We start from the raw sequence: 23,675 nt of genomic DNA, 5'->3' as shown, positions 1-23,675 counted from the left end.
CGACCCACGTGGCTGGGGAACGTCCACTACATCGACACCGGTGCCTTTACGACAGGAAGACTAACACTCATCGAAGCACGCACGCTGATGAGCGGTATCGAGCCGCGACGTGAGATGTGACATCCCGAAACGAAAACGCCCCGAGATCAGTAGGTTACTGAAACTCGGGGCGTTAAAATGCAATGGCGGAGGGACAGGGATCGCTTTACGGTCCCAATATTTCCCTTTTAAAACATCCAGTTACATGAGCTGCCCTCTCTTTTCACAGTAGCAACTTCCTGTAACACCCGCAAGCGTTCTGAATGCACCGGCCTTGAAAACCGGCGAGGGGATGTGGCTGTTTGCTCCGGCAATTATCGACTTGGGAACCCGTCTTCATTAGCATTTGACTACAGCTGAATTAGGCGGCTCACCGTTGTGTGGGCTACGCGATTGATTGAAGGGGTAATCTGTGGTTAATGGAGATGTAGAGAAGCGCCTATGGGCGGCGGCTGACCAGTTGTGGGCCAACACTGGACTGAAGCCCGCTGAGTTCTCGACCCCCGTGCTGGGGCTGATCTTCCTACGCTTTGCCGAGAATACCTATGCCGCTGCCGAGAAGAAGCTCGGACCGGTGGGCTCTGGTGGTCGACGGAAGGTGAAAAAGGCCGACTATCAAGCCGAGGGCGTGATCTTCCTCCCCGAAATCGCTCGCTTCTCGTACCTGCAGTCCCTCACTGAGGGGGACAACATCGGAAAAGCCGTGAACGAGGCGATGAAAGTCATCGAGGAAGAGAACACCGACCTCAAGGGGGCTTTACCTCGGACCTATACGCGCCTTGAGAACTGGGTGCTGATGGAGCTGATTAAGCAACTCGGCCCAGTGGAGCTGTCTGGAGACGCCTTCGGAAAGGTCTACGAGTACTTCCTAGGAAACTTCGCGCTTAAGGAAGGCCAGAAGGGGGGCGTATTCTACACTCCTGAATCCATCGTCAAGCTGATCGTTGAGGTTCTGGAGCCTTACCACGGGCGCATCTATGACCCGGCATGTGGCTCGGGCGGTATGTTCGTCCACTCTGCGGACTTCGTGAAGCGCCACCACAAGACGGCAATGGACGAGATCTCGATCTTCGGTGCCGAGAAGGACCAGACCACCGCCAACCTGAACAAGATGAACTTGGCGGTGCATGGGCTCTCGGGTGATGTGCGGGTGGCCAATACCTACTACGAAGATCCTCACTACGCCGCCGACAAGCTGGGTGGTCGCTTCGACTTCGTGATGGCCAATCCTCCATTCAACGTATCAGGGGTCGATAAGGAGCGCCTGGAGGGTGACGTCCGCTTTCCCTTCGGAGTGCCGAGTACAGACAGCGCCAACTATCTCTGGATGCAGCTCTTCTATTCCTCACTGACACCGACAGGCCGCGCTGGCTTCGTCATGGCCAACTCATCGGGTGACGCCCAGGGCAGCGAACAGACAATCCGCCAGAAGCTGATCGAGACAGGTGCCGTAGACGTGATCGTCTCGGTGGGGGCGAACTTCTTCTACACGGTGGCCTTGCCCTGCACTCTGTGGTTCTTCGACCGTGCCAAGGCCGAGACCGACCGTGCCGATAAGGTGCTGTTTGTCGATGCCCGCCATATCTATCGGCAGATCGGCCGGGCGCATCGCGACTGGCTGCCAGAGCAGATCGAGTTCCTGGCTAACATCGTGCGGCTCTACCGTGGCGAAGAAGTTGAACTGGATCAGGGCAGTGAGAAGCTGCTTTCCGAGAAGGGGCTGAGCGATGGCTATATGGATGTACCTGGGCTTTGCAAGCTGGCGACACGGCAGGATATCGAAGAGCAGGGCTGGTCGCTTAATCCAGGGCGGTATGTCGGTGCAGCAGCGAGAGAAGCTGAAGATGTGGACTTTGCAGAGCGTCTTGAGGAGCTGGCTGAGGAACTGGAGGTATTAAACGCTGAGTCAAGTGAGCTTGAACAAGCGATCTCAGTCAACGTTGCTGACATCTTGGAGACTGCTTCGTGACAGCGTTGAATGACATCTGTGAGCTTATTGTAGACTGCGAGCATAAGACCGCACCAAAAAGCCCAGCTGGCTTCCCCTCAATACGTACCCCTAATGTGGGAAGAGGTCGACTTATTCTCGACAATGTAAACCGAGTTGATGAAGAGACCTATGCCCTGTGGACCCGAAGAGCTGTCCCCAAAGAGAGCGACCTTATCATTGCAAGAGAGGCTCCCGTAGGGAACGTTGCAATTATTCGTAAGGGTGAGAAAGTTTGCCTTGGGCAGCGGACTGTTCTCGTTCGCCCTGATCCGAATACAGTTAATCCCGAGTTTCTCTGTTACTTCATGCTTGGCGACTATGCGCAGGTGCAGTTTGGAGCTTCTGCAACAGGCGCAACCGTTCTTCACTTAAATATGCGTGATATTCGTGGGCTACAAATTCCCACTTTGCCTACCCGAAAGGTGCAGAACCGGATTGCCTCGATACTATCCGCCTACGATGACCTCATCGAGAACAACACGCGTCGCATCGAGATCCTCGAAGAGATGGCCCGGCGGCTGTACGAGGAGTGGTTCGTCCATTTCCGATTCCCTGGGCATGAGGAGGTTAGCTTCAAGGAGAGTGAGCTTGGGAAGATTCCTGAGGGGTGGGAGTGCGCAAAACTCAAAGAGTACATCGAGCTTTCATATGGTAAAGCCCTGAAAAATTCTGAGAGGAAACCTGGCCCCTATCCCGTTTACGGGGCTAGTGGCGAAGTGGGAACCCATATCGAATCTTTAGTAAAAGGCCCAGGGATAATCCTTGGGAGAAAGGGGAACGTAGGCAGTGTCTTTTGGACCGAGAGCGATTTCTTCCCCATTGACACCGTTTACTATATCAAGACCGACCTGCCTCTGGAGTATGTCTTCTTCAACCTAAAGAGACAAAGGTTCTTGAACAATGATGCCGCAGTCCCTGGGCTAAACAGGAACCAAGCCTATTCGCTCCCATTCCTGAAGCCTAGTCAGGAAGCGTTGGAAAAGTTTACGAGCCACTGCAAGCCAATCTATGAGTTTATAAGAAAACTGCATCGGAAGAACTCCAACCTCCGCACCCAACGCGACCTGTTGCTGCCCAAACTGGTCTCCGGTGAGATCGACGTTTCCGACATCCCCATGCCCAACGATACGGAGGTCGAAGCCGCATGACGCCACCGCCATCCCCCGCTCATGCCTATTCCGAAGATGCCTTGGTTGAACAACCAGCCATCGAACTGTTCGCTGGTCTGGGTTGGGACACTGCCAATCTCTACGGGGAGTGGTCGGGCATGATATCGAGCGAGGGACGGCAAACTCAGCAGGATGTGGTGCTGTTCTCACGACTGCGATTGGCCCTGGAGAAGCTCAACCCCGAGCTACCCACTGATGCTCACGACAAGGCCATCGAGGAGCTAGCTCGTGACCGCTCCAAGCTTCTGCCGGTGAATGCCAACCTAGAGGTCTATCGGCTACTGAAGGATGGCGTGAAGGTCGAGGTGGCTGATAAGGATGGCGGCAACTCTATCGAGACGGTGAGGGTGGTCGATTGGAACCAGCCCCAGCAGAACGACTTCCTGCTTGCCTCGCAGTTCTGGGTCCGGGGTGATTACCACACCCGACGTACCGATCTGGTCGGCTTCGTCAACGGCTTGCCGCTGCTCTTCGTGGAGCTGAAGGCCAGCCACAAGACCCTCCAGGCCGCCTACACGGACAACCTGACCGACTACCGCGAGGTGATCCCTCAGCTATTTACCTATAACGCGGGCCTGATGCTCTCCAATGGCTCCGAGACGGTGGTGGGTAGTACCTTCTCCTTTTGGGAGCATCTCTTCGAGTGGAAGCGGATCAACGATGAAGGCGAGAAAGGCGTGGTGTCCCTGGAGACAGCCATCCGAGGCCTCGCCGAGCCGGAGCGTCTGCTCGATATCGTAGAGAACTTCACGATGTACGAGGAGGCAGCGGGCGGCACCATCAAGAAGATGGCCAAGAACCACCAGTACCTCGGGGTCAACAAGGCCATCGCTGAGCTTCAGCGCATCAACAATCGCCCCAAGGATGAGGCCGGTCGGCTCGGGGTGTTCTGGCATACCCAGGGTTCGGGCAAGTCATTGTCGATGGTGTTCTTCACCCAGAAGATCCACCGCAAGATCCCCGGCAACTGGACGTTCGTGATCGTCACTGACCGCAATGAACTGGACGAACAGCTCTACAAGACCTTCGCGGCTACTGGAGCGGTCAACGAGGTAGAGGCCCATGCCGAGAGTGGAGCCCACCTCAAGCAGTTGCTGACGGAGGACCATCGCTACGTCTTCACGCTGATCCAGAAGTTCGGTACCAAGAAGGGGGAGACCTACCCTAAGCTGTCTGATCGCCAGGACATCATCGTCATCACTGACGAGGCTCACCGTTCCCAATACGACACGCTGGCCATGAACATGCGGACGGCTCTACCTCATGCTGCCTTTCTGGGCTTCACCGGGACGCCGCTGATGGCTGGAGAGGAGAAGACCAAGGATGTGTTCGGTGAGTACATCTCAGTCTATGACTTCGGCCAGTCCATTGCTGATGGGGCCACGGTGCCGCTGTACTATGAGAATCGCATCCCCGAGCTACAGCTCATCAACGAGAACCTCAACGAGGATCTGACTCGTCTGCTGGAAGATGCCGAGCTGGACGAGGAGCAGGAGCGCAAGGTTGAGCGGGTCTTCGGTCGTGAATACCACCTGATCACCCGTGATGATCGGCTGGATGCCATCGCCGAGGATCTTGTTCAGCACTTCGTCGGTCGTGGGCATCAGGGCAAGGCGATGATGGTCTGCATCGACAAGGCCACCGCTGTTCGGATGTACGACAAGGTTCAAGCTCAATGGAAAGCCTACTTGGCCCAGCTCAAGGCTGAGTTGCCGAGCGCCCCCAGGGATCGTCAGGAGATCCTCAAGCACCGCATCCGAGTGATGACCGATACGGACAAGGCTGTGGTGGTTTCCCAAGGACAGAACGAGGTCAAGGAGCTGGCTGATAAGGGGCTGGACATCAAACCTCACCGCAAGCGCATGGTAGAGGAAGATCTCGACGAGAAGTTCAAAGATTCGGCTGACCCACTACGGTTGGTGTTCGTCTGCGCCATGTGGATCACCGGCTTCGACGTTCCGTCCTGCTCGACCATCTACCTCGACAAGCCGATGAAAAACCACACCCTGATGCAGACGATTGCCAGGGCAAACCGGAAATATCCCGGCAAGGAAGCGGGGCTGATCGTCGACTACGTCGGGGTCTTCAGAAAGCTGCAAGATGCCCTGTCCATCTACGGTGGTGACGCTGCTGGGACTGGCGGTGCTGACGAGCCCATCAAGGACAAGTCAGAGCTGTTGGAGTACCTCAAGCACTTGCTGGCCAAGGCTTCGGCTTTCCTGGCCGAGAAGCAGATCGACCCTGAAGCCATCAAGGCAGCCGGAGGCTTCGACAAGGTGAGTCTGCTGGATGATGCTGTGGAGAAGCTGCTGGACAGCGAAGAGACCAAGAAGGGCTTCCTGAATCTGGCCAGGGCCACCTCCAGGGTGTACCGAGCCATCCTTCCTGATCCTGCTGCCACTGATCTTGCTCCTGATGCAGTGCTGGTGTCAGTGCTGGCCCAGAAGATCAAGGCGTTGGAGCCCGAGGTGGACATCTCCAAGGTGATGCAGGACGTGGACGACCTGCTGGATCAGTCAGTCGCCCCGGTGCCCTACGTCATCAACGATGAAGATGACAAGCCGCTCTACGATCTCAGCCAGATCGACTTCGAGAAGCTCAAGGAGAAGTTCAGTCAGGGTAAGAAGTGCACGGAGTCTGAGAAGCTCAGGGCGTTGCTGAACCAGAAGTTGGAAACGATGGTGGCGTCGAATCCTACCCGCACGGACTTCATGGAGAAGCTCCAGAAGCTGATCGAGCGTTACAACGATGGGAGCATCAACGTCGAGACCTTCTTCCAGCAGCTTATGGCTTTCACCGAGGATCTTCAGGAGGAAGACCAGCGAGCGATGCGCGAAGGGCTCAGCGAAGAAGAGTTGGCCTTGTTCGACATCATCACCAAGCCCGCCCCAGAGATGACCGACAAGGAGGTGGCCAAGGTGAAGGCGATGTGTCGGGAGCTTCTTGAGACTCTAACCAAGGAGAAGCTGGTTCTGGACTGGCGGAAGAAGGCCCAGGCCAAAGGCGATGTTCGTCGTACCTTGGAGGATACCTTCGACCGTGGATTGCCTGAGAGCTTCGATGAGACGGTCTATGAGGAGAAGTGCGAGGCTGCCTTCCAGCACATCTTGATGAGTTACTACGGGGGCGGACAGAGCGTGTATTCAAACGCCCGCGTCTGATCAGAGACACAGCAATGTTGAGTATGTAATGGATGAGTTATTGGTTCATGCCGAATCGCTTCAAAATATGATGATCGCCAGGGCAACGACTCCAGATCCTGTGTCCAATCAGGACTATGCCAAGGCAAGAGCTGCGCTTGTATCAGCCCCACGTATAGCTGACCTATTACCCAGGATGGTACATACTTGTCGAGACCCCTCTCAGTTCTGGGGCTTCATCAAGTCTAGGTTCAGCACGTATGAAGAACGAAGGCAATACATCTGGAGTGAGTTCCGTCCGCTTCTGGATAGGTTGGAGGCTGTTGGCTATCCCTCGGATGCTAACATTTCTGACAGCCTGGAGCGTTTCGACTCGGAGCATGTCCATGCAGCTTGGTCCAAGGCTGTAGACCGCAGGGATGCTGATCCAGAAGGTGCCATCACGATGGCTCGGAGTTTGCTTGAAAGCGTATGCAAGCATGTGATCGAGCGTTCTGAGGGCGTTGAGTATGGCAGAAGTGACGATCTTCCCGCGCTCTATAGGAAAGCATCCCGTGCCCTGAACCTTGCTCCTGATCAGCATGTGGAGGAAGTCTTTAGAAAGATTCTTGGTGGCTGTACCAGTGTTGTCGTCGGTTTGGGCGAGTTGAGGAATCGAGTTAGCGATTCTCACGGTCAGGGACAAAGGCCCGTCAAACCGTTGCCACGCCATGCAGAGCTGGCGGTGAATCTCTCGGGGACCATGTCATCATTTCTGATAGCTACGCTTGAAGCACGTCAAGGAGGCCAATAGCCCCTCTAACTGCTTACCTACAGATCATCGCAAAAAATACATCTACCCACTCACCAAAGCAGTCAGCGTTTGATCGGCGTGGCTTCCCTATAGACCACGTCGCCTATATCTCTATCGAGCCACTCGGCAGCTTTTTCTTCCACATTCATTAGGGTGTACCTCAGCGACCACGCCGTGAGCGTATCCATATACGTGTTCATATACCCGCATTGACTACCCAAACGATTACGAATATTGTGAATATAGTCTAATGAATACATCGGGTTGGAGACGAACACACCATGGGCCATCCAGTCATCATCCGTGGCTACCTAAGAGCTTCCACCGAGGACCAGAACGCCAGCCGAGCCCGACAGGCGCTCACGACGTTTGCCAGCGAGAAAGGCACCCGAGTGGCGTCGTGGTACGTGGAGAACGCCAGCGGAGCCAAGACCGACAGGACCGAGCTGGCCCGCCTGATCGATGACTCCGAGCCCGGCGATGTGTTGTTGGTGGAGCAAGTCGACCGTTTGACGCGCCTCAACAAGCACGATTGGGACCATCTCAAGGTGGCCATCCAGAAAGCCGGACTTCGGGTCGTGTCGTTGGATCTACCGACGAGCCACGCTGCTCTGACTGTTTCGGCGGATGACGACTTTACTGGTCGAATGCTAGATGCGGTGAACGCCATGCTGCTCGATATGTTGGCCGCTGTGGCTCGTAAGGACTACGAGGATCGGCGGCGGCGTCAGGCCGAGGGCATCGAGAAGGCCAAGGAGCAAGGCGTCTACAGAGGCCGTCCGGTTGACCAAGGGCTGCACCAGAAGGTGTTGGAGCTGCGAGGCAAGGGAATGAGCATCCGCAAGACCGCCGAGATCCTGGGCTGTGGTGTCAGTACCGTACAGCGAGCCGAGAAGCGGGCGGCTGAGCAGTCATAGGCGAGCAGCTATAGGCAAGGAGAGAAGGGCACATGGCTGGCCTGACGGGCTGGCCCTCTGTCCCTGGTGGGTAGGACAGGCGCAGGGTCATCGTTGAACAATACGGCGCACAGTTCGCTCTCAGCCAGCGAGGAAGATCCAGCGGTTGGTTGTCTCCAGAACATGCCTTGCTGATACCCCCGTGGGAGGGTTTCGAAGCGCTTCGTCAGGCGGGGCTACGGGGGTTACGCGCAACCATATATATATATATAAATCCCGGCTCGCATTTTTGTCGTGAAATAGTCCGGTCACATAGCAAGCATCGAAAGCGAATGCCTTGGACCACCCAGCGTGGACCCGGGGAACCTGCTCGGTAGTAAACCCAAGAGTCTGTCCTTTCGTGTCTTGTAGTCCCAGCCCCTGGCGATCATCCGAGTATTCATTCGTTCGAGCCATTCGATAGCCTTGTGCTGGTCAGCCGTGAGCGCCAAACGATCCAAGGCTTTGGGTTGGCCTTTGGTGGTTTCCGCGCCGGTCATAAAGGCACTTAAAACTTGATTCAGCATCCGTGATTCATTGATGTAGTGGTGAGCCATGGTCCCTTTGCCACCCATATCACGGGCTAGCGTTAGCTCTTCACACATCTCTTTATGGAATTCTGTGGAGGCTTCGCGACTGGCTTGCCACTCGCCCGAGAGCAACGTGTACAGCTGCTCATCCATCCACACGGCCAACTCTGGGGAAAGCCAGCGAGCAAAAGGGATGACAAGCCTGTGATGAATCCAAGTGCCGCTACCGTAGCGCCCTTTCTTGGTGATTTTTAATTCCCCGGGATTCCGGGTATTTAAACTCGTAGCCAGAGCCGCCATATAAGCTTGGGTCTCCTGATTATCCAGCCAATGATCGAGCCGTTTATCATACTGCCCGGCGAGTGCTGTGGCGTTTAGCCAGCCTTCCTTGTTAAACATGACTTGGGTGTCTTTCTTGAAGGTCGGCTTGACGAGATTCTTTTGCGCAACTGATATGGACATCGTACGTCATTCCTATTTGAAAAGCCCTCTCCTCGAAGTCCCATCCTTCAGCGGCCCACAATCCGGCGGACGACATGACGCCAGCCGCCGAAGGCAACGAAAGAAAGGACTTATCAGATAGAGGATTGTGTGAGTTGATCAGTGGTTAGCTCATGGGAGAAGCTTTTAATCGTATACGAGGATTATGTTTTCGATGATACGGAACCATCAATGATAACTTGGGTGCTCCACAATGGACGCAACTTCGGGGCTTATCTGGTCATGGAGCAGCTCTAAGTTAGTCAGTGCCTCAGACATGCTTGGGAAGCGGGCTAGAACCTCGTCTCTTTCATCAAACGCAGCGGTAGCCCTATCAACAGCCTTTTGCATACATTCACCAGCGATACGGGCAGCCTTGTTATATCCCTCAGATGATATGGTCAACCGCTGTATAGTGAGCACTGCCTCTTGGATATGTGGGGGAAGTTTCGTGGCCCCATCCTCGGCTCCCTCTTCAAGCTCTTTTCGTAGCGGAATGGCTATATCGTAAAACTGACGACTCAATGCCTTTGCTTCTTCGAGCACTTGCCGCCGGGATTCCTTATAATACTCGTATTCCTCAAGCGCTTCCCCTCCCTTTTCATTAAGTTCGCCAGACAGACGGTAAGCTTCGAGGGCTCCTTCTTCACGCTCAAGCAATGTATCTAGAGCCAAGAAAGAGTCGAGATACACACGATCGAAGGAGTCCTGGAGAATGACTTGACTTATAGTATGGTCATTTTCGCTAGCAAGAGAAGTAATGGATACTGAGGATTGCAGTGCTGAGCTGGTTGCGTTCATGTTCATGGGTTAACATCCTTGGGTAATGATTAATTAGCTGATTGAGAGCGCAGAGCCGGACTTGTATTCGCTTTGTCCGGTTTCTACATAAGTTTTTCAGTGACGGCAGGTGGAATCGCTGGAAGGAGTCTCACTCATATTCCCTCACTGTCTTACCGTTGGCACCGGCAACCGCCAGGTGATCGGCAAGGTCATTCTCTGGGTGGCCGCTGTGACCACGTACCCAGTGAAAGAAGACCTTGTGGGTCGGCATCAGCCTATCGATCTCGCGCCATAGGTCAGCGTTTTTCACTGGCTTCTTTGCCGCTGTCTTCCAGTCCTTTCGCTTCCACCCAGGGAGCCACTGAGTCGCACCCTTGAGAACGTATTCGCTGTCCGTCGTGAGATGGACCTCGGCGGGGCTCTTCAGGGCTTCCAAGGCACGGATGACGGCGGTTAACTCGGCACGATTGTTGGTGATGATGTCGCCTTCGAGTCGGTCGGCTATCTTGAGACGGTAGCCATTGCTGCTTATAAGCACGGCTCCCCAGCCTCCTCGGGGGTTGCCTCGCCCGTTGTTACTGCAAGCGCCGTCCGTATAGATACGGACAGTAGGGAGGGTTCTGGCCCCGGACCTTGGGTCTGGTCCTGATCGACAGTCCGTCAGGGGGGCTGTGGTCGGGTTGAGTAAAGTCATGATGTTGATTCGTCCTCATTGTTGGAGACAGTCGGTTCCCTTCAGCTAGACGGACGAACCGCCCGACTGACCGACTGCCTTCGAGAATGTCGCTGGGTTTACGTAGGGAATGGCTCAAGGGAAGAGCCGAGAGATGCCCACAGGAGGGCATTGAGAAGGGATGTTCCGTGGCATGGGTGATGATGATCACGGATGAGGATGAACGCCTGTGTCGCCTGTGTCGCCTGTGTCGCCTGTGAGAGCGAGTAGCGCCAGCCTCAAAGTCATCTCTAAGAGAGGAGGGCATCAGGTGCCAGTCTCTTAGATGTCCCCACCACCCGTAGTCACCCCGCCGGATCGACGGGTCGCCCGGACTCCAACAGGGGCCACCACCCCCCTGTGATCCATTGGTCGACATCGACGCGTTAGCTTGCATCCCGGTGACCTGAAAAGGCCGGGACCATTACTTGCGTGGTGCCGAAGGCGTAAAGCTACGTACAGTGGGGTCGCTAAAGCGCGGTATCAGTATGCCGAGCCTCTTCAGAGCGGTCCCCGGGGGAGCGTTCCCCCATAAATGGGCTCTAATTGGGGGAGCTTGATATAAAGCTGTGGGTGACTGTGTGAAAAACGGTTTATGGGTGGAGGTACCCTGAAGGGATAAGTTGTTTGGGCCATGAAGTAGCTTACAGGTCGATGTCGCGGATAGCCGGGGGGCTCCTTAAACTTAGTTAGAAGCCATACCATCATAGAGTGGCAAGATCGTCAGCTCAGCATGTCCAAAACAACACGCAATGCGGCGGTATCAACTCGTCCACGAAGCACCAAACTATGGCCGTTACTCAAGGCAATTACCAGTTCGTCCGGTGGTGTGGCGTCAGAATTGGATTCGGAGACTCTCGGAGAGGTGAAGGCAGACCCCTGCAAGAAGACTTGCAGAGGCATCTCACCTTTCGACTCCAGCACATCGGTCAGTTGCCCTTGGCGATAAAGCTTTTGCCACTTGTATATCTGAGCTGTAGTTATGTCATGACGATGAGCCACAAGCGACACGAGAGCACCTTTCTCAAAAGTTTGCTCGACTACCTGGCGTTTGTATGCTTTGGAGAATCGGCGTCGATGCTTTTGGGATTCGGGGGACTCTCTGTTCATGGCATTCATCTCCGATGGGATTCGTCTTTGGTAAATCCGTTATGTGGCAGGTCAGTGTCCAATAGCTTCATACACCCCATGCGGAGACGCAAGAGGTGGTTTAAAAAATTATACTTTAGAATCAATCAACTAGCGGATATGTCTGGTCACAGAAAACATAGATCGCTATATTCAGTCAGCCTCTTGTTCGTGCTGAAGATCGTGCCGTGCCATATGCCGAACGGAGTTCTCCTTCTTAATGGAGCTTACTCTGTGCTAGAGGGTATTTCAGGCTTTGAGCGACAGCTCATTTTTAGATATCGCACTGCTTGAAACATCCTTTCCTCGCTAGCGCTTGTATCCTCCTATAGCTTGGGCTGGAGGTGTGGATCCCGGTTGTCTTGTCTTCTAGCTCTCTCAGTTGTCTAGACTTGACCGGTGTAGGCTGGATGGATTGCTTGTCCAATATAGGGTTCTAATTGGAAAGCCCCATATGGAGGGGCTTGTAGCCAATCCTGGCGCTGAATGAAGAGGGCTCACTCACGGGTGAGCTGGGAAAGGTCAAGACTCCGATACCTAACCTTGCGCATCTCCTCATTGAGACGCTGGAGCGTGAAGCCACTCCCGTAACGACCGGCCATACCCGACTCTGTATGGCCCTGGATCGTGTTGGTGATCTCCAACGAGACGTCAGAATCACGACAAGCATCCTCGAAGTTATGGCGTAGAGAGTGAAAGGCGTTTTGGCTGTGCTTGATCTTGAGGGAGTCGAGCAGCGCCCTGAACCGCTTGGAGTAGACAGAGGAGTAGTAGCCGTCGTTCCCCATGGGCATATCAGGAAATAGCCGCTGACTACCTTTTTGGCGCATCTCCTGAGCGTGACTGAGGAATCCCAGCCGGATTAGCTCAGGATGTACAGGAATAGCCCGATAGCTGCTGCTTGTCTTCAGGGACTTATCATCACCATCGCCATTGATGTCGATGAAGGGGATGCCCTGATCCTCACGAATATCGGATACGTACAATTGTAGGATCTCACCCATCCGCATCCCCGAGAACAGGCTCACCAGTGGTGCCCAGTACATTCCCGAGTTGCGTGGGATGAGGTGACCTGGTTGTCTCCAGTAACGTAGAGACTGACAGCCAGTGAACAGCGGGGCATGGAAGATAGCTCTGAGGTCGCTAACTTGGAAGGGGTCGCGTTCCTCGCGGGCTGACGTTTTGAGCTTCACCTTTAGGCTCGCCAGCGGGTTGGCCGGACAATCGTCGTAGTGTGCTGATGCCCAGTTCCAAAAGGCAGCGGCATAACCAATGATCTTGTTCAGGTTTTTCCCTGACATCGTGTCCATGCCTAGCTTGGCAGCTTTGTCCGCTGCGATGTCTATTGTCAGTCCTTGGAGTGATTTCTGTTTCGTCCAATTCGGGGGCAGTTTCAGTAACACTCGCTTAAAATGGCGACCATCGGCCTTGCCGTACTGAGCCAGCGATTTGTCTCCGACCACGGTACGGAAGTTGGCCAGGGTTGTGCGGTGATCGTTGTACGTCTTTGTTGACCAGTCGCGCGCCTTCTCTGCCAGCCATTCCCCGACGGCATCGGATAGTAAGGGCGTTGTCTCATCTCTCCCTGAGAGTGAATCTGCCGTCACCCTGAAGAGCCTTTGCCCGACCTGTTGGTGAGCTTCGAGATTAGATGAGCCTAGCCCCTCATAAGGCTGTAAGACGTGTTGTGGCTGGATACTCTGTTGCGCAGGGGGTGTTCGTACCACTTCGCCACGGTTACGCGCGAGAATGGCCTGTGCGGCAGTGATGAAGGTTTGCTGTAGCCGCCACGCTAACTCATCCCAGTCAGACGACTCTGAGGATAGAGGGCTCTCAAGGTGGGCTTCCACTGATTCTTTGGCGTAGCGATGGAACCGCTTGGCGATACAACCAGTGCTGTAGGCGGCTTGTGCGGACTCTACCTCATCGTTGAATGCTTCATAGGCAGCGTCAAAATCAGCATCGCTGTCCCAGTCAAACTCACGCCGGTATTCCTCATCCGTTTTCAACAGATAGGCATAGAAAAGATCGTTGAGGTGCTGTAGTTGCTGCTCAGTGAGGCCACTCAATGGGTTGGCCTGTGCGACGAGTTGCTGGCGGTGCGTCTCGAACCGTTGATCGACCTCATGCGCCGCCTTCCTGACCCGACGCAGCGCTTCCTGATAGTCGGAAGTCCTGAGGGAGAACGTCTCCTCGGTCTTCGGGTAGCTGGCTTGAATATCTTGAGGGACCGCCGCTCGATGGTAGTACCGACCGCTGCGACGATAGAGACGAGGATGTGCTGTAGCGTCCACTTGTTCCATACTCCCACTGTAACAGTCCAGTGGGGCAGCCCGAAACGAAAACGCCCCGAGACCAGTAAGTTACTGAAATCTCAGGGCGTTAAGATGTAATGGCGGAGGGACAGTCTTCAATACACGCCTTTAAATCAGTATCTTACATGACGAATTTTTATTTATCCCACCATCAATCACACCATATGGATATTGTTGGATGATATTCGGTGATACATGGCCAATGAACGCAATTTTCCGCCGATCTCCAGCAGGGGGGCGGAATCGGATTCCTACCCTATAGGCTGGCCAGGGTGGTAAATGTGACCGCTCCTCACATTTGAGGATCGAACGTCGTCACTGGCGAGGTTGCGGATCCCTAAATTATGGGAGCCTGGCCGTTGCATTTTGCGTTGCGTTTTGCGGTCAGACCGTCAGCGCAATACTGCGTAGGCGGAAAAGATGGGAATCTGCATGTTTTACAAGGATGTCGTAAAAGCCGGGATTCCGCCTTAAAGGGGGGAGCGTCCCCCTTTTCCCCCAAATACGGGTAAATCCCGCTTTTCCCGATGTGGGTAAATCCCACTTCTCGGTGGTATTCATCACTAGGCCACATTGGTCAAGCGTCCATTTCCTCGACTGATATGCCCGAACTGATCACCACGGAGCCCACGCGCACGCGGCCATAGCCGACCGGCACGGCGACGCCCTGGGTCGATGTATTCACCGGGCCGTCAAAAGCGAACGATGGCCGCTCGTCAGGTTTCTCGCGGTCTTCGTAGTTGGAGTTAACGGAGGGGGCGAGCATCTGAGAGACGCCGCCGATGGTCATCGCAACGCCGGCTTTAAATAGGTATGGGCTGTACGGGGAGGGTATAAACGAGGCCGCAATCAACGCCACCCCTATAATCGTCTGAAAAACCCCGTCACCGCCTGCCCCCTCAACCGCTGGCATTAAATGCACCTGGTCATTGCTGACGCCGACCGTCACGCCCTCTTCATCCAGCGAGATGCCCTCATCCTTGTCACCGCGCACTACGTGCCAGTTGTTGTCGCGCACATGCTGGGCGAAGCCGGGGATCTGGATGCCCAGCGCCCGGATGCACTCGGCGGGCGTGTCGGCCTCCAACAAAAAAGGGCCGCCGTGTCGATCGTTCAAATGTCCGTGTAGGTGGAACTCAATCATTATGTAATTCTCCCGCTTCTCTCATTGGTAACGGGCTGAGGTTTCAGCTCAGCTCCAGGTCAGGCGCTAATCGTCTTCGGTCAGTTGCTCGCTGATCGTCACTCCATCCTGGCCATCGGCGTCCAGGGCGCCGTGGTGCCGTTGCCAGCAGGCTTCGACGCTCTCTCCATCACGGCGGTGAGTCTCGACCCCCTTGGTGGCATAGCCAGTCACTGGCAGCGGCTCCGGGCCATGCGAGGCCGGCACCAGGATGACGTGACGCACGCTTGCGTCATCACCGCCGCGCTGGCTCTCCAGGGCATCAAGGCGCTTGATAAGCTCACGGCTGGACATTGGCATCACTCCAGTGCATCAGGGGTTCCAGCGTCTTTGTGGGGACGCGCGTCAGCCATTCCGTGCAGGTTTCACCGCCCATAGGCTCCGGCGCTTCCAACCCAAGCTCGAGCATGGCGTGATACATGCGGCTCGGATCTTGGTCGTCGGTTCCTTTGGCCTGCTGCTCCAGCGCTGCCAGGCGTTTCTCAAGCTCACGATTCATCGTTACTTCCTTCCAATGCATCCAACCGCCGCTGGATATCATCGACTTCCTGCACCTTGACCAGCGAGCCGATGGCGTCGATCAGCGAGCGCCCGGTCTGCGGGTCGATCTCGCCACGGGATACGGCGTTCAGTATCTCGCTGGCTTTGTCGGTCAGGGTGTCGCCCTGCATCTCGAAGCGCACCGGCTCAGCAGCAGGTCGATAGGCCGGGATGGCTCGGTCGATGCAGAGCTTGAGCGCCTGGCCGTCGCCCTCAAGGGCCATCTCGACAGCCTTGGCCACCAGCTCATCGCCGTGCTTCTCGAGGGACTGACGCCAGCGTGTGCGAGCGTCCTTGGTGCCCTTGGGTCGGCCTCGTGGATTACCGCTTTGTCCGGGCTTGTACTTCGCCATCTGCTCTATTCCTGTTCAGATCAGGCCGGTCGTGTCCATGATTGCATGCGCTCCCGATACTGGCGGAGCCGTGGGCTCTCGTGGGCGGCGTGGTCCTTTGCTGTGCCCTTGTGGAAGTCGTGCTTCCGGTAGCGAGCGGCCCGACGTTTTTCTATATCACCTTCTCGACCATGGCTCATGGTGCTGTCCCTAGATCGGTTGTGGCCGGGTCTCCGTGCCGCATACCGCCACGAGGCGTGGCCACTGCGATCCATGGGCCAAGTTGCGCCCGGACGCCTTCGAGGGCACTGGCCAGGTCGCGGTGAGACATATCCCGCACCGGCTCCAGGTTGGCGTCGATCTCTCGGGCAAGCTGGCCCATCTGCACTCGCAGATCTTCGGCATTGCAGGTGCCGGTAAACTCCTCCATCGCGGCCGTCAGCGCCGCGGCCGCCTTGCGTGCCTTCTCGGCAGCTTTGCGAGTCTTTTCCTGGCGCTCATGCTCTTGCTGACGGATGGCATCAATCTGAGGTTGTGCAGCTTCCCGGCGGGCATCGGGCAAGATGTCGGCCAATGCCTCGGCTTCGATGGTAAGGCGCTTCTCGCGGCGCTCTGCATCCGCCTGGCGGGCTTCGATGGCTTCCAGGTCGCCCCCGTTGATCGTGGCCTGGCGCATCTCGGCATTGAAGTCCTGGCCGGCGATCTCTTCCCGCTCGGCTTCGATTTCAGCCAGGCGCTGCTCGATTTCCTCTGGTGTACGCATCACGCTTCCCCCTTCATGCGGTCGATCATCTGCTCGCGGGAATCCTTGGCCCCTTGCCCGGCGTTGTCGCCACGGTCGGCACGCTCAAGCTGTTCTCTGCGAACATCGCGGCTGGTGCGAGGCTGCATGGCGGCGTCGTGATCCTGCTTAGCTTCGGCGCGTACGAGGTCGCGTTGCTGTTCGTCGGTGCGAGTCTTCATGGTCTCGGTGTCCTTCGGTTTCGGTTTTTCGGTGCTGTCTTGTTTGATGGTCGGGCTATCAATCGCCAGGTTCGGGTCATCGGTACGGAACGGCATTCTTGTTCACCTCATGCAGCGGGGTTGACCACGCGCGACCCACGAATGCCGGAAGACATGCGCTGTGCGCGTTCTTGCAGGGCATCAGCGTCATCCCCGACCAGCGTGGCGAGCCATTCGCCCTGGCGGTTCACGAGCTGGATCTGATGTTTCTCGGGGAAGCGCTCGGCCATTCCTGTGCGCTCTATGTGCCGGCGCATCCATTCGTATCGCTTGGTGGTCATCGTGCTGGCCCCTCCTGGCGCTGGTGGCGTTCGTGTAGGTCGATCAGGTGCCGGGCGGCATTCACATCCCCTGCTTGGGCAGCGCCTCGCAGCATCTCGAGGTAGCCGGCGACCTCTCGCTTAGTCGGTTTGGCGTTGTGGCGACCCTTGGGCCGGCCTGGCTGCTTCATCGTGCTCATAACCTGTTCCTAATTCGGGTTAGGTTGATCATCAGCGTAGCATTTTTGGTGGGATATGTGGGGGATAAACCATATAAAAATCCATTTAAACACTGATTTTATTGGATTGTAAGCGGATAATCTCTCCGCCATATACGAGAAAGGCCGCTCGATGGCGGCCTGCTCGTGGCGTGGTGATCAGGTTTCGACGGTGGCGTCAGACCAGCGGGCTCGGGCAGCGGCCAATGCCTCGTCAGGTGACATCAGCCTGCCGACCATGGTGGCGATAGGCTTTCCGCCTCGGATGACGCGCCAGGAAAGCCGCTTGTCGCTGTTTGCGGGGGACAGCTCTTGCAGCAGCTCGGCTTTGTGCTGACGTATCCAGACGCGAGTCTCGTCGGTGATGTTCTCAGCAGGCCAAACATATATCCGACCACCGGGCATTGGTTCAGCTTGCAGGTCGTGGGCCTTGAGGTAGTCGAGGGCAGCCATCAGAACTCCTCCCCGGAAGCCTTGGGTAAAGAATTTCTCTGATATGAAGTCCCTGAAGTCACAAAGTCACACCTACCGTCATCGTTTGAACTGTGACTTTGTGACGTGTGGGACATGGGTTCAGGAACTTTCTTTCCGATCCTCCAGCGGATGATGCCGCCGCCACCTTTGCCAAGGCTCTTGCACTCGATGCCGAGCTGCCGCAGGGCGGGTGCCGATCGACGCATTGCATCGCCCAGACCTTTTCCTGATCGTGGCCAGGCGTCTGCACCGGTCGGTTTGTAGTCGGCCAGGATGGCCAGCCAGCGCTTGGCCGGTTCATCTCGGGTTTCATCGGGATGGATCTCTGCCCAGTCTCGAATAGCCGTGGCCACCGGGCTCGCCTCGAGCGTACGCTCCAGCCCATCCTGTCGAGCCGCGTCGAATTGCTTCATGAACTCTTCGGGGTCGTGGTCCATCGCCTTGGCAACGGCCATACCGAGATAAGCGAACTCGACCAGGCGGGGGCGGCGGTGAGACGGCAGCGCCATGTCAGGCAGCAGCTTGAGCGCCTGAGCGGCTATATCCAGCAGACCGCCGATGATCGTCGGTCGATTGGCCTCGAAGTCGGCATCCATGCGGTCCTTTGCCTGGGCATCCTGAATCACAGGCAGCTCGACGGTAATGGTACGGCTCACCAGGTCTTGCTGGGTCACGGCAGCGGCTATGCCGTTGAGGATGATGGGGCGCTTGAGCTGGATGACGCTTTCATCGCCATCGGTGTATAGCTTGCGCCGAGCAAACCCACCGCCAGTTGCCACCACGCATAGCGCGTCTTGCAGTTGGGCCGGCAGGTGACTGGCGTTCTCGATGCTGATTACGTGGTTAACGCCACCGCTTACGAACAGGTCTTCAGCAGACTTCGGCGTACCGCGCAGGTCGGCGGCGTTGGGGTCGATCAGCCGTCGCAGGGCAGACTGTGTTCCGCTTTTCCCGCTTCCCTGCTCGCCAAGTAGCTCGATGATCGGGTAGGGCGTGTCGGGCCGCAGGCACTCGACCAGCCAGGCCACGACAAGAAGTCGAGCGCTTTCCGGCACATTGGCCACACACCACAGCGGCTCGATACTGCCATGGCGTACCGGCTCCGGTAGCGGCTGGGCGCTCTCGGATCGGCAGAACATCAGCTCGCATTGCTCCTCGATTGTCCAGGCACCAGAACGAAGGTGGACGCACCGGCTACTGCCAGGTATGCCAAGGTCGAGCCAGTAATGCCCGTCACCACCTGCCGAGCGGATATGCACTTGGCGATAATCCTTCATCGCGATGCCTTCCAGCGTCATTCGCGCTTCCCTGAGCGCTTGGTCCCGCACTGCCTTTTCGTGCTGGGCATAGAACTCAGCAGTAAGCCAGTGTCGAAACGAACGACTGCCGATAGACCATACCTCTCCGGTCGCTCGGCTCCAGGCGTAGGCGACATCGTTGTCATCATGGAAAAGATCATTCCATGCCTGCACGAAGGCAACGATCAGGTCGGTTTGCGACTGCCGCTTGTCTTCGTCTTCACCGTCCTTGTCTTCCTGATCTGTTGACGCCTGTTCGCGGGTGGCCAGTAGCTGCTCCTTGACGGCATCGAGCCCTTCTTGCTGACGAACGTCGCTCCAATCCTTGAGCCTGGCCGGACAGGCCCATTTGGTCCCGGCCCGCTCAGCAGCACGGTGCCCCGCCTCGTCGTTGTCTACGGCGACCAGCAGCTCGGCGCGGCCGGCAGCAGTGCGCAGAACCTTGGCGACGCTGGCCACCATCATCTCCCCGACACAGCAGGCGACAGGGTGTCCCGTGGCCGCGTGGATTGAGTAGCCATCAGCCAGACCGGCACAGATCACCAGCGGCCCCGAAAGGCTCAGCAAGTCAGTCGGCGCGAAGCCAATGGGGGTGAAGGTGCCCGACACCTTGCTGCCCGGCGTCGTGAACTTGTCCCCCGGTTTAGCGTCCTCGGCCTTCTGTATCTTCTCCGGCAGGATGCGCTCGAAACCGGAAGACGCTCCGGCAGCGTCCACCAACTCCCTAAAGATCATCGAGCCGCGCCAGTCATCGGCGCCATGGCATCGCACCTCGCCAACCTCAACGGTAACGCCTACTCGGCAGACTGCTTGCAGGTCAGCCAGGGCGATCCCCTTGCGCTCAAGATACGGGTGGCCATAATGGTCTGTGTGGTTTTTGCTTTGCGCCTGCCCCTTGCCTGGGGCGGGCGTCTTCATTTGCGTAGCCATTCGCCCCCCTTGCGCTGGTCAGCCAGCAGCCTCTCCAGGCGCTTGACGTAGGCCATCAGTGCCCAGATACCGATGGTTCCTCTACCCATGCCTTCGGCACGCTTCACGTCGTCGCGGATCTCAGCGGCCAGCAGGTTGAGTTGACGTTCCGTCTGCTTATCCATGATCAGCACCTCCCCAGCCAAGGCCATTGATCTCGGCATCGAGCTGGCGCTGTTCGTCTTCCGTGACCAGGCCACGGTCGAGCGCGTCGGCGGCAGGTACGAACGCATCCAGCGAATCAAAGAAGAGGTTGATGCGCCCGGTTCGTTCATCGCGGTGAATCGCCATCGGCATCATGATTGCACCTCCTGCCCGGCGTTGATCTCCTGGATCTTCTTCAGGTGTTCGCTGATGTTCTCCATCAGCCCGCTCATTATTTCGTCAGACATGACGTTGTGCTCTTCCTGGCCACCGAAATGGTCGATCAGTAGCTCGGAGAGAGCCCAGGCTTGGCGAGCGTGAGCGTCGAGGCGGTCGGAATCGGTGTGGTAGCTCATGACACCGCCCCCTGGCCGCGTGCAGCGGCTTCAAAGGCGCGAGCCTTATCCATGTGCGCGTTGTAACGGCGCAGTCGGACGCGGGCGCTGGAATCAGAGAAAAGGGCGGCGCGGGCCATGGCGCGGTGGGCGCTGGCGCGTGCAGAAGATCTTCGGGTAGGGAATAGGCACAATTTGGCCATGGGTGAGACTCCTTGGATGTTGGAGTCGCCCTTAGAGGTGAGATTCTCATTGGGGGCGACTGTACGCGGGATCTCACAACCGGCATCCAAGGGAACCGGCCAGGCCGAAGCCTGCCCACGCACAGCCGCCATAACAGACGAGCACAAAAAGAGCGCCGTCGGAATGGAGGCGCTTTTGCGCCTTGGATGGATCGGGGTGAGATTCCCGGCTGCCGATTTTGCGGCAGCAGGTTTATGGTAGTGATGCGGGATGATATGCGCAAGCATCAGGCAGCACCCCGCTCAGCTTCCCATTTCTCGAGGTCATCCAGGTGCCACCGGGTGCAGTTTGCTCCGAGCTTGGAGGGGGCAGGAAAAGCATTGTCAGGATCACGTGACCAGCGCCAGATGGTGTTGACGCCTACGCTGTAGCGCTGGGCCAGGGCTTTCACGTCGATCCATTCGCGGATTGCTTCAGCCATTGTGGGTACCTCGTGTCGGATGGCTTGGGTTGACACGAGGTAGTGTGGGGTGGGGGTTGTACGTAGCCGTGGCTATTTACGTACTTTGTGAAAACCAGCGCTGGAAGCTGCTCTTCTTCAGTTGCTTCCGGCGGCCTCGATCATCTGTGTACTCGTACATAGGTTCACCCGATGGGTGCTCTCTGTCCCGCGGATCTCTGCCGCTGTCGTCCAGCAGGTGGTACAGGTTGCTCCATAGATCGGCAATCGTCATGCTCCCGTAAAATCGACCGTACCTGCTCATGAACTCTGTCTTTACGGGGCTGCGGGGCTTGCTGGCGATGCCGCTCTGCCTTGATGACGCGGCTGCTTTGGTAGCCTCGTTTTCGGCATACCCCATACCGCGTTCATAGTTTGCCAGGTGCTCGAACGCCTTCTCTCTGTGCAACTCAAGGCGAGGCTCCTGGGCCTCATGAGAATGGCTCCACACCAGCAGGCAGAAAGCCTTCACGTCTGTGGCCAGGCGCGGCGGCAAGCTGTCGAGTGACACAGCGCCGAAAAAAAGCCGATCCCCCTCGAACTCATCGGGCGGATCAAAGATAAAGATGTCGAGGGTGCTGGTGTACAGCTCCCTGAAGGTCAGCCCGGACAAGCTCTCCATCTGCTTTGTGATCGGGTGCTGCCTTACGATTTCATAGGCTTCATCGCAGATATGCCATTGCATCGAGCGATTTCCTTGCTGTGACTTTGTGACATGCGGGACATTGATTCAGAGATTTTCCTTGGCCCGAATGGCGGTGACGTTCTCTCCCTGGCCGGGCTTGGTGTCGATGAACTCGGCCCATTGGTCCATCAGCTTCGCCCGCTTGGCGATCAGGTCGCCGCGACGATAGGCACCCTCGACACCCTGCACCGTATGCGCCAGGGCCATCTCGGCTATCTGGTTCGGCGTGCTGGTGCGCTCGGCAGCCCAATCGCGGAAGCTGGAGCGCATACCGTGTACGGTCGCCTTGATCTCCATACGCCTGAGAAGGGCGCTCATGGCCGCGTCGGACAGCTTGCCGCCACGCGGGGCCGGGAATACCAGGCCGTCGCCCTGGGGCTGGGCCTTGAGGAGCTTCACGGCGGCATCGGACAACGGGACGCGGTGCTCTTTGCCGGCCTTCATGCGCTCACCGGGGATGATCCAGAGCTGTTTCTCGAGGTCGATCTCGGACCAGGTAGCGCCACGGGCCTCGCCGGAGCGTGCAGCAGTCAATACGACGAACTCCAGGCACCGGGCGGCATTGCCCTGACGCTGGCGTAGGTCGGTCATGAAAGCGTGCATGGCGTCGATCTCCAGGGCGCGGTGATGCACTACCTTGGTTATCTTGTTGGGCGAGGACAGCACGTTCTCCAGATTGCCTTTCCAGATGGCCGGATTGGAGCGTTGTCGGTATTCGCTGGTGATGGCGTAGTTGATGACGGCCTCGATGCGTTGACGCACGCGGGTCATCGTTTCGGTGCGTGACTTCCAATGCGGCTTGAGCACCTGTTTGACGTGTGCCAGCTCGATGTCGTCAACGCTCAATTCACCAATGATGGGATAGGCGTACTGCTCCAGGGTGGAGCGCCATTGCTTGCTGTGCTTCTTATTGGTGAATTCGCCTTGCTTATTTTTGATAACTTCCTCGGCGCATTCCCTGAAGGTGATGGCCTTGGCTTGCTGGGCGAGTAGGGCGCTTCGGGCGGCCTTGCGCTCGGCCACCGGGTCGATGCCCTCATCCCGCACCTTGCGCCGGATCTCGGCGGCGTAGGTCTTCGCCTGGGATAGCGTCATGCCCTGGGCACTGCCCAAGCCAATGTCGCGGCGTTTGTCACCGATGCGGATACGCAGCACCCACGAACGGGAGCCGTTCTTGCCGATCTGGAGGATCAATCCCGGCACATGCCCGACGTTATGGAAGCCGGGCTTCTCCAGGCGCTTGATCTCGACGTTGGTTAGATCCCTGGCAACCTTAGGCATTTGATCCTACCTCCTATCCCACCAAAATAATGTTATTGGATGATAGTTGATGATATGCGGTGATACAAGCGGGAAAGGTAGAAATGCCGTAGTGGCGGGGCTAGACACGAAAAAGCCGCCTCAGTGGGCGGCTTGATCAGGGCGTTCTGGCGGAGGGACAGGGATTCGAACCCTGGGAAGGCTACAAACCTTCGCCGGTTTTCAAGACCGGTGCATTCAACCGCTCTGCCATCCCTCCGGCTCACGGCGTTGTATACT

Annotated in this window: 26 protein-coding genes and 1 tRNA gene; 5 read left to right on the top strand and 22 right to left on the bottom strand. The window is 56.9% G+C overall.

Annotated elements, in window-relative coordinates; genetic code table 11:
• Positions 1-451: 451 nt before the first annotated feature.
• The 5 genes from OP495_RS12975 (at position 452) to OP495_RS12955 (ending at position 8,048) form a co-directional block, all read left to right on the top strand.
• Positions 452-2,008, top strand: a complete 1,557-nt coding sequence (locus OP495_RS12975; RefSeq protein WP_280569797.1) for a class I SAM-dependent DNA methyltransferase — start codon at positions 452-454, stop codon at positions 2,006-2,008.
• A complete protein-coding gene (locus OP495_RS12970) occupies positions 2,005-3,177 on the top strand; it encodes a restriction endonuclease subunit S (RefSeq protein WP_280569794.1) in 1,173 nt (390 codons plus the stop codon). Before OP495_RS12975 ends, OP495_RS12970 begins: the two co-directional genes overlap by 4 nt.
• A complete protein-coding gene (locus OP495_RS12965; RefSeq protein ID WP_280569791.1) occupies positions 3,174-6,359 on the top strand; it encodes a type I restriction endonuclease subunit R in 3,186 nt (1,061 codons plus the stop codon). Before OP495_RS12970 ends, OP495_RS12965 begins: the two co-directional genes overlap by 4 nt.
• A gap of 28 nt (positions 6,360-6,387) precedes the next feature.
• A complete protein-coding gene (locus tag OP495_RS12960) occupies positions 6,388-7,131 on the top strand; it encodes an abortive infection family protein (RefSeq protein WP_280569789.1) in 744 nt (247 codons plus the stop codon).
• 281 nt (positions 7,132-7,412) lie between these two features.
• Positions 7,413-8,048 (top strand): recombinase family protein, encoded by a 636-nt coding sequence (locus OP495_RS12955; RefSeq protein ID WP_280569787.1) that lies wholly within the window; start codon positions 7,413-7,415, stop codon positions 8,046-8,048.
• Between the two features lie 287 nt (positions 8,049-8,335).
• Here OP495_RS12955 and OP495_RS12950 read toward each other — a convergent pair whose 3' ends face one another.
• The 22 genes from OP495_RS12950 to OP495_RS12845 form a co-directional block, all read right to left on the bottom strand.
• Entirely contained in the window at positions 8,336-9,058 is a 723-nt protein-coding gene (locus OP495_RS12950; protein WP_280569785.1) for a KilA-N domain-containing protein, read from the bottom strand.
• Between the two features lie 207 nt (positions 9,059-9,265).
• Positions 9,266-9,883 carry a hypothetical protein gene (locus OP495_RS12945; protein ID WP_280569783.1) on the bottom strand — a complete coding sequence of 206 codons (618 nt, stop codon included), beginning with the start codon at positions 9,881-9,883 and terminating at the stop codon, positions 9,266-9,268.
• 124 nt (positions 9,884-10,007) lie between these two features.
• The gene (gene rnhA, locus OP495_RS12940; RefSeq protein WP_348521314.1) at positions 10,008-10,460 is read right to left on the bottom strand and encodes a ribonuclease HI; all 453 of its coding nucleotides are present in this window, start codon (positions 10,458-10,460) and stop codon (positions 10,008-10,010) included.
• Positions 10,461-11,294: 834 nt separating this feature from the next.
• Entirely contained in the window at positions 11,295-11,681 is a 387-nt protein-coding gene (locus OP495_RS12935; protein ID WP_280569782.1) for a transposase, read from the bottom strand.
• 515 nt (positions 11,682-12,196) lie between these two features.
• The gene (locus tag OP495_RS12930; protein WP_280569780.1) at positions 12,197-14,002 is read right to left on the bottom strand and encodes a site-specific integrase; all 1,806 of its coding nucleotides are present in this window, start codon (positions 14,000-14,002) and stop codon (positions 12,197-12,199) included.
• A gap of 589 nt (positions 14,003-14,591) precedes the next feature.
• The gene (locus OP495_RS12925; protein ID WP_280569777.1) at positions 14,592-15,158 is read right to left on the bottom strand and encodes a hypothetical protein; all 567 of its coding nucleotides are present in this window, start codon (positions 15,156-15,158) and stop codon (positions 14,592-14,594) included.
• Positions 15,159-15,224: 66 nt separating this feature from the next.
• Positions 15,225-15,491, bottom strand: a complete 267-nt coding sequence (locus OP495_RS12920) for a hypothetical protein (protein WP_280569774.1) — start codon at positions 15,489-15,491, stop codon at positions 15,225-15,227.
• Positions 15,478-15,696 carry a hypothetical protein gene (locus OP495_RS12915; RefSeq protein WP_280569772.1) on the bottom strand — a complete coding sequence of 73 codons (219 nt, stop codon included), beginning with the start codon at positions 15,694-15,696 and terminating at the stop codon, positions 15,478-15,480. Before OP495_RS12915 ends, OP495_RS12920 begins: the two co-directional genes overlap by 14 nt.
• Positions 15,686-16,090, bottom strand: a complete 405-nt coding sequence (locus OP495_RS12910) for a DUF5681 domain-containing protein (protein ID WP_280569770.1) — start codon at positions 16,088-16,090, stop codon at positions 15,686-15,688. The genes OP495_RS12915 and OP495_RS12910 overlap by 11 nt, the downstream gene beginning before the upstream one ends.
• Before the next feature lie 175 nt (positions 16,091-16,265).
• Entirely contained in the window at positions 16,266-16,835 is a 570-nt protein-coding gene (locus OP495_RS12905) for a hypothetical protein (RefSeq protein ID WP_280569769.1), read from the bottom strand.
• Positions 16,832-17,128 (bottom strand): hypothetical protein, encoded by a 297-nt coding sequence (locus OP495_RS12900; RefSeq protein ID WP_280569767.1) that lies wholly within the window; start codon positions 17,126-17,128, stop codon positions 16,832-16,834. Before OP495_RS12900 ends, OP495_RS12905 begins: the two co-directional genes overlap by 4 nt.
• 11 nt (positions 17,129-17,139) lie before the next feature.
• Positions 17,140-17,352: a hypothetical protein gene (locus OP495_RS12895; RefSeq protein ID WP_280569766.1), complete on the bottom strand. Its 213-nt coding sequence runs from the start codon at positions 17,350-17,352 to the stop codon at positions 17,140-17,142.
• Positions 17,349-17,531, bottom strand: coding sequence for a hypothetical protein (locus OP495_RS12890; protein ID WP_280569765.1), 183 nt, complete (start codon positions 17,529-17,531; stop codon positions 17,349-17,351). The genes OP495_RS12895 and OP495_RS12890 overlap by 4 nt, the downstream gene beginning before the upstream one ends.
• A 177-nt stretch (positions 17,532-17,708) precedes the next feature.
• A complete protein-coding gene (locus OP495_RS12885) occupies positions 17,709-18,002 on the bottom strand; it encodes a hypothetical protein (protein ID WP_280569762.1) in 294 nt (97 codons plus the stop codon).
• Positions 18,002-20,239, bottom strand: a complete 2,238-nt coding sequence (locus OP495_RS12880; protein ID WP_280569759.1) for a toprim domain-containing protein — start codon at positions 20,237-20,239, stop codon at positions 18,002-18,004. The genes OP495_RS12885 and OP495_RS12880 overlap by 1 nt, the downstream gene beginning before the upstream one ends.
• Positions 20,236-20,415, bottom strand: a complete 180-nt coding sequence (locus OP495_RS12875) for a hypothetical protein (RefSeq protein WP_280569757.1) — start codon at positions 20,413-20,415, stop codon at positions 20,236-20,238. Before OP495_RS12875 ends, OP495_RS12880 begins: the two co-directional genes overlap by 4 nt.
• Positions 20,408-20,590, bottom strand: a complete 183-nt coding sequence (locus OP495_RS12870; RefSeq protein ID WP_280569755.1) for a hypothetical protein — start codon at positions 20,588-20,590, stop codon at positions 20,408-20,410. Before OP495_RS12870 ends, OP495_RS12875 begins: the two co-directional genes overlap by 8 nt.
• Positions 20,587-20,790 carry a hypothetical protein gene (locus OP495_RS12865; protein ID WP_280569752.1) on the bottom strand — a complete coding sequence of 68 codons (204 nt, stop codon included), beginning with the start codon at positions 20,788-20,790 and terminating at the stop codon, positions 20,587-20,589. Before OP495_RS12865 ends, OP495_RS12870 begins: the two co-directional genes overlap by 4 nt.
• Positions 20,791-21,238: 448 nt before the next feature.
• The gene (locus OP495_RS12860; protein ID WP_280569749.1) at positions 21,239-21,433 is read right to left on the bottom strand and encodes an AlpA family phage regulatory protein; all 195 of its coding nucleotides are present in this window, start codon (positions 21,431-21,433) and stop codon (positions 21,239-21,241) included.
• Between the two features lie 76 nt (positions 21,434-21,509).
• Positions 21,510-22,136, bottom strand: coding sequence for a hypothetical protein (locus OP495_RS12855; protein ID WP_280569747.1), 627 nt, complete (start codon positions 22,134-22,136; stop codon positions 21,510-21,512).
• 45 nt (positions 22,137-22,181) lie between these two features.
• Positions 22,182-23,417: a site-specific integrase gene (locus tag OP495_RS12850; RefSeq protein WP_280569744.1), complete on the bottom strand. Its 1,236-nt coding sequence runs from the start codon at positions 23,415-23,417 to the stop codon at positions 22,182-22,184.
• Between the two features lie 147 nt (positions 23,418-23,564).
• A tRNA-Ser gene (locus tag OP495_RS12845) sits at positions 23,565-23,655 on the bottom strand.
• Positions 23,656-23,675 lie beyond the last annotated feature (20 nt).

The sequence above is a fragment of the Chromohalobacter sp. 296-RDG genome (assembly GCF_029889885.1).
Taxonomy (GTDB): domain Bacteria; phylum Pseudomonadota; class Gammaproteobacteria; order Pseudomonadales; family Halomonadaceae; genus Chromohalobacter.
This window is presented reverse-complemented; position numbering and strand designations above follow the sequence as displayed.

Coding starts and splice junctions, on each gene's coding strand:
- OP495_RS12965 (WP_280569791.1), top strand. CDS start 3,174: ATGACGCCACCGCCATCCCCCGCTCATGCCTATTCCGAAGATGCCTTG.
- OP495_RS12960 (WP_280569789.1), top strand. CDS start 6,388: ATGGATGAGTTATTGGTTCATGCCGAATCGCTTCAAAATATGATGATC.
- OP495_RS12955 (WP_280569787.1), top strand. CDS start 7,413: ATGGGCCATCCAGTCATCATCCGTGGCTACCTAAGAGCTTCCACCGAG.
- OP495_RS12950 (WP_280569785.1), bottom strand. CDS start 9,058: ATGTCCATATCAGTTGCGCAAAAGAATCTCGTCAAGCCGACCTTCAAG.
- OP495_RS12945 (WP_280569783.1), bottom strand. CDS start 9,883: ATGAACATGAACGCAACCAGCTCAGCACTGCAATCCTCAGTATCCATT.
- OP495_RS12935 (WP_280569782.1), bottom strand. CDS start 11,681: ATGAACAGAGAGTCCCCCGAATCCCAAAAGCATCGACGCCGATTCTCC.
- OP495_RS12930 (WP_280569780.1), bottom strand. CDS start 14,002: ATGGAACAAGTGGACGCTACAGCACATCCTCGTCTCTATCGTCGCAGC.
- OP495_RS12925 (WP_280569777.1), bottom strand. CDS start 15,158: ATGATTGAGTTCCACCTACACGGACATTTGAACGATCGACACGGCGGC.
- OP495_RS12920 (WP_280569774.1), bottom strand. CDS start 15,491: ATGTCCAGCCGTGAGCTTATCAAGCGCCTTGATGCCCTGGAGAGCCAG.
- OP495_RS12915 (WP_280569772.1), bottom strand. CDS start 15,696: ATGAATCGTGAGCTTGAGAAACGCCTGGCAGCGCTGGAGCAGCAGGCC.
- OP495_RS12910 (WP_280569770.1), bottom strand. CDS start 16,090: ATGGCGAAGTACAAGCCCGGACAAAGCGGTAATCCACGAGGCCGACCC.
- OP495_RS12900 (WP_280569767.1), bottom strand. CDS start 17,128: ATGCCGTTCCGTACCGATGACCCGAACCTGGCGATTGATAGCCCGACC.
- OP495_RS12895 (WP_280569766.1), bottom strand. CDS start 17,352: ATGACCACCAAGCGATACGAATGGATGCGCCGGCACATAGAGCGCACA.
- OP495_RS12890 (WP_280569765.1), bottom strand. CDS start 17,531: ATGAGCACGATGAAGCAGCCAGGCCGGCCCAAGGGTCGCCACAACGCC.
- OP495_RS12885 (WP_280569762.1), bottom strand. CDS start 18,002: ATGGCTGCCCTCGACTACCTCAAGGCCCACGACCTGCAAGCTGAACCA.
- OP495_RS12880 (WP_280569759.1), bottom strand. CDS start 20,239: ATGAAGACGCCCGCCCCAGGCAAGGGGCAGGCGCAAAGCAAAAACCAC.
- OP495_RS12875 (WP_280569757.1), bottom strand. CDS start 20,415: ATGGATAAGCAGACGGAACGTCAACTCAACCTGCTGGCCGCTGAGATC.
- OP495_RS12870 (WP_280569755.1), bottom strand. CDS start 20,590: ATGATGCCGATGGCGATTCACCGCGATGAACGAACCGGGCGCATCAAC.
- OP495_RS12865 (WP_280569752.1), bottom strand. CDS start 20,790: ATGAGCTACCACACCGATTCCGACCGCCTCGACGCTCACGCTCGCCAA.
- OP495_RS12860 (WP_280569749.1), bottom strand. CDS start 21,433: ATGGCTGAAGCAATCCGCGAATGGATCGACGTGAAAGCCCTGGCCCAG.
- OP495_RS12855 (WP_280569747.1), bottom strand. CDS start 22,136: ATGCAATGGCATATCTGCGATGAAGCCTATGAAATCGTAAGGCAGCAC.
- OP495_RS12850 (WP_280569744.1), bottom strand. CDS start 23,417: ATGCCTAAGGTTGCCAGGGATCTAACCAACGTCGAGATCAAGCGCCTG.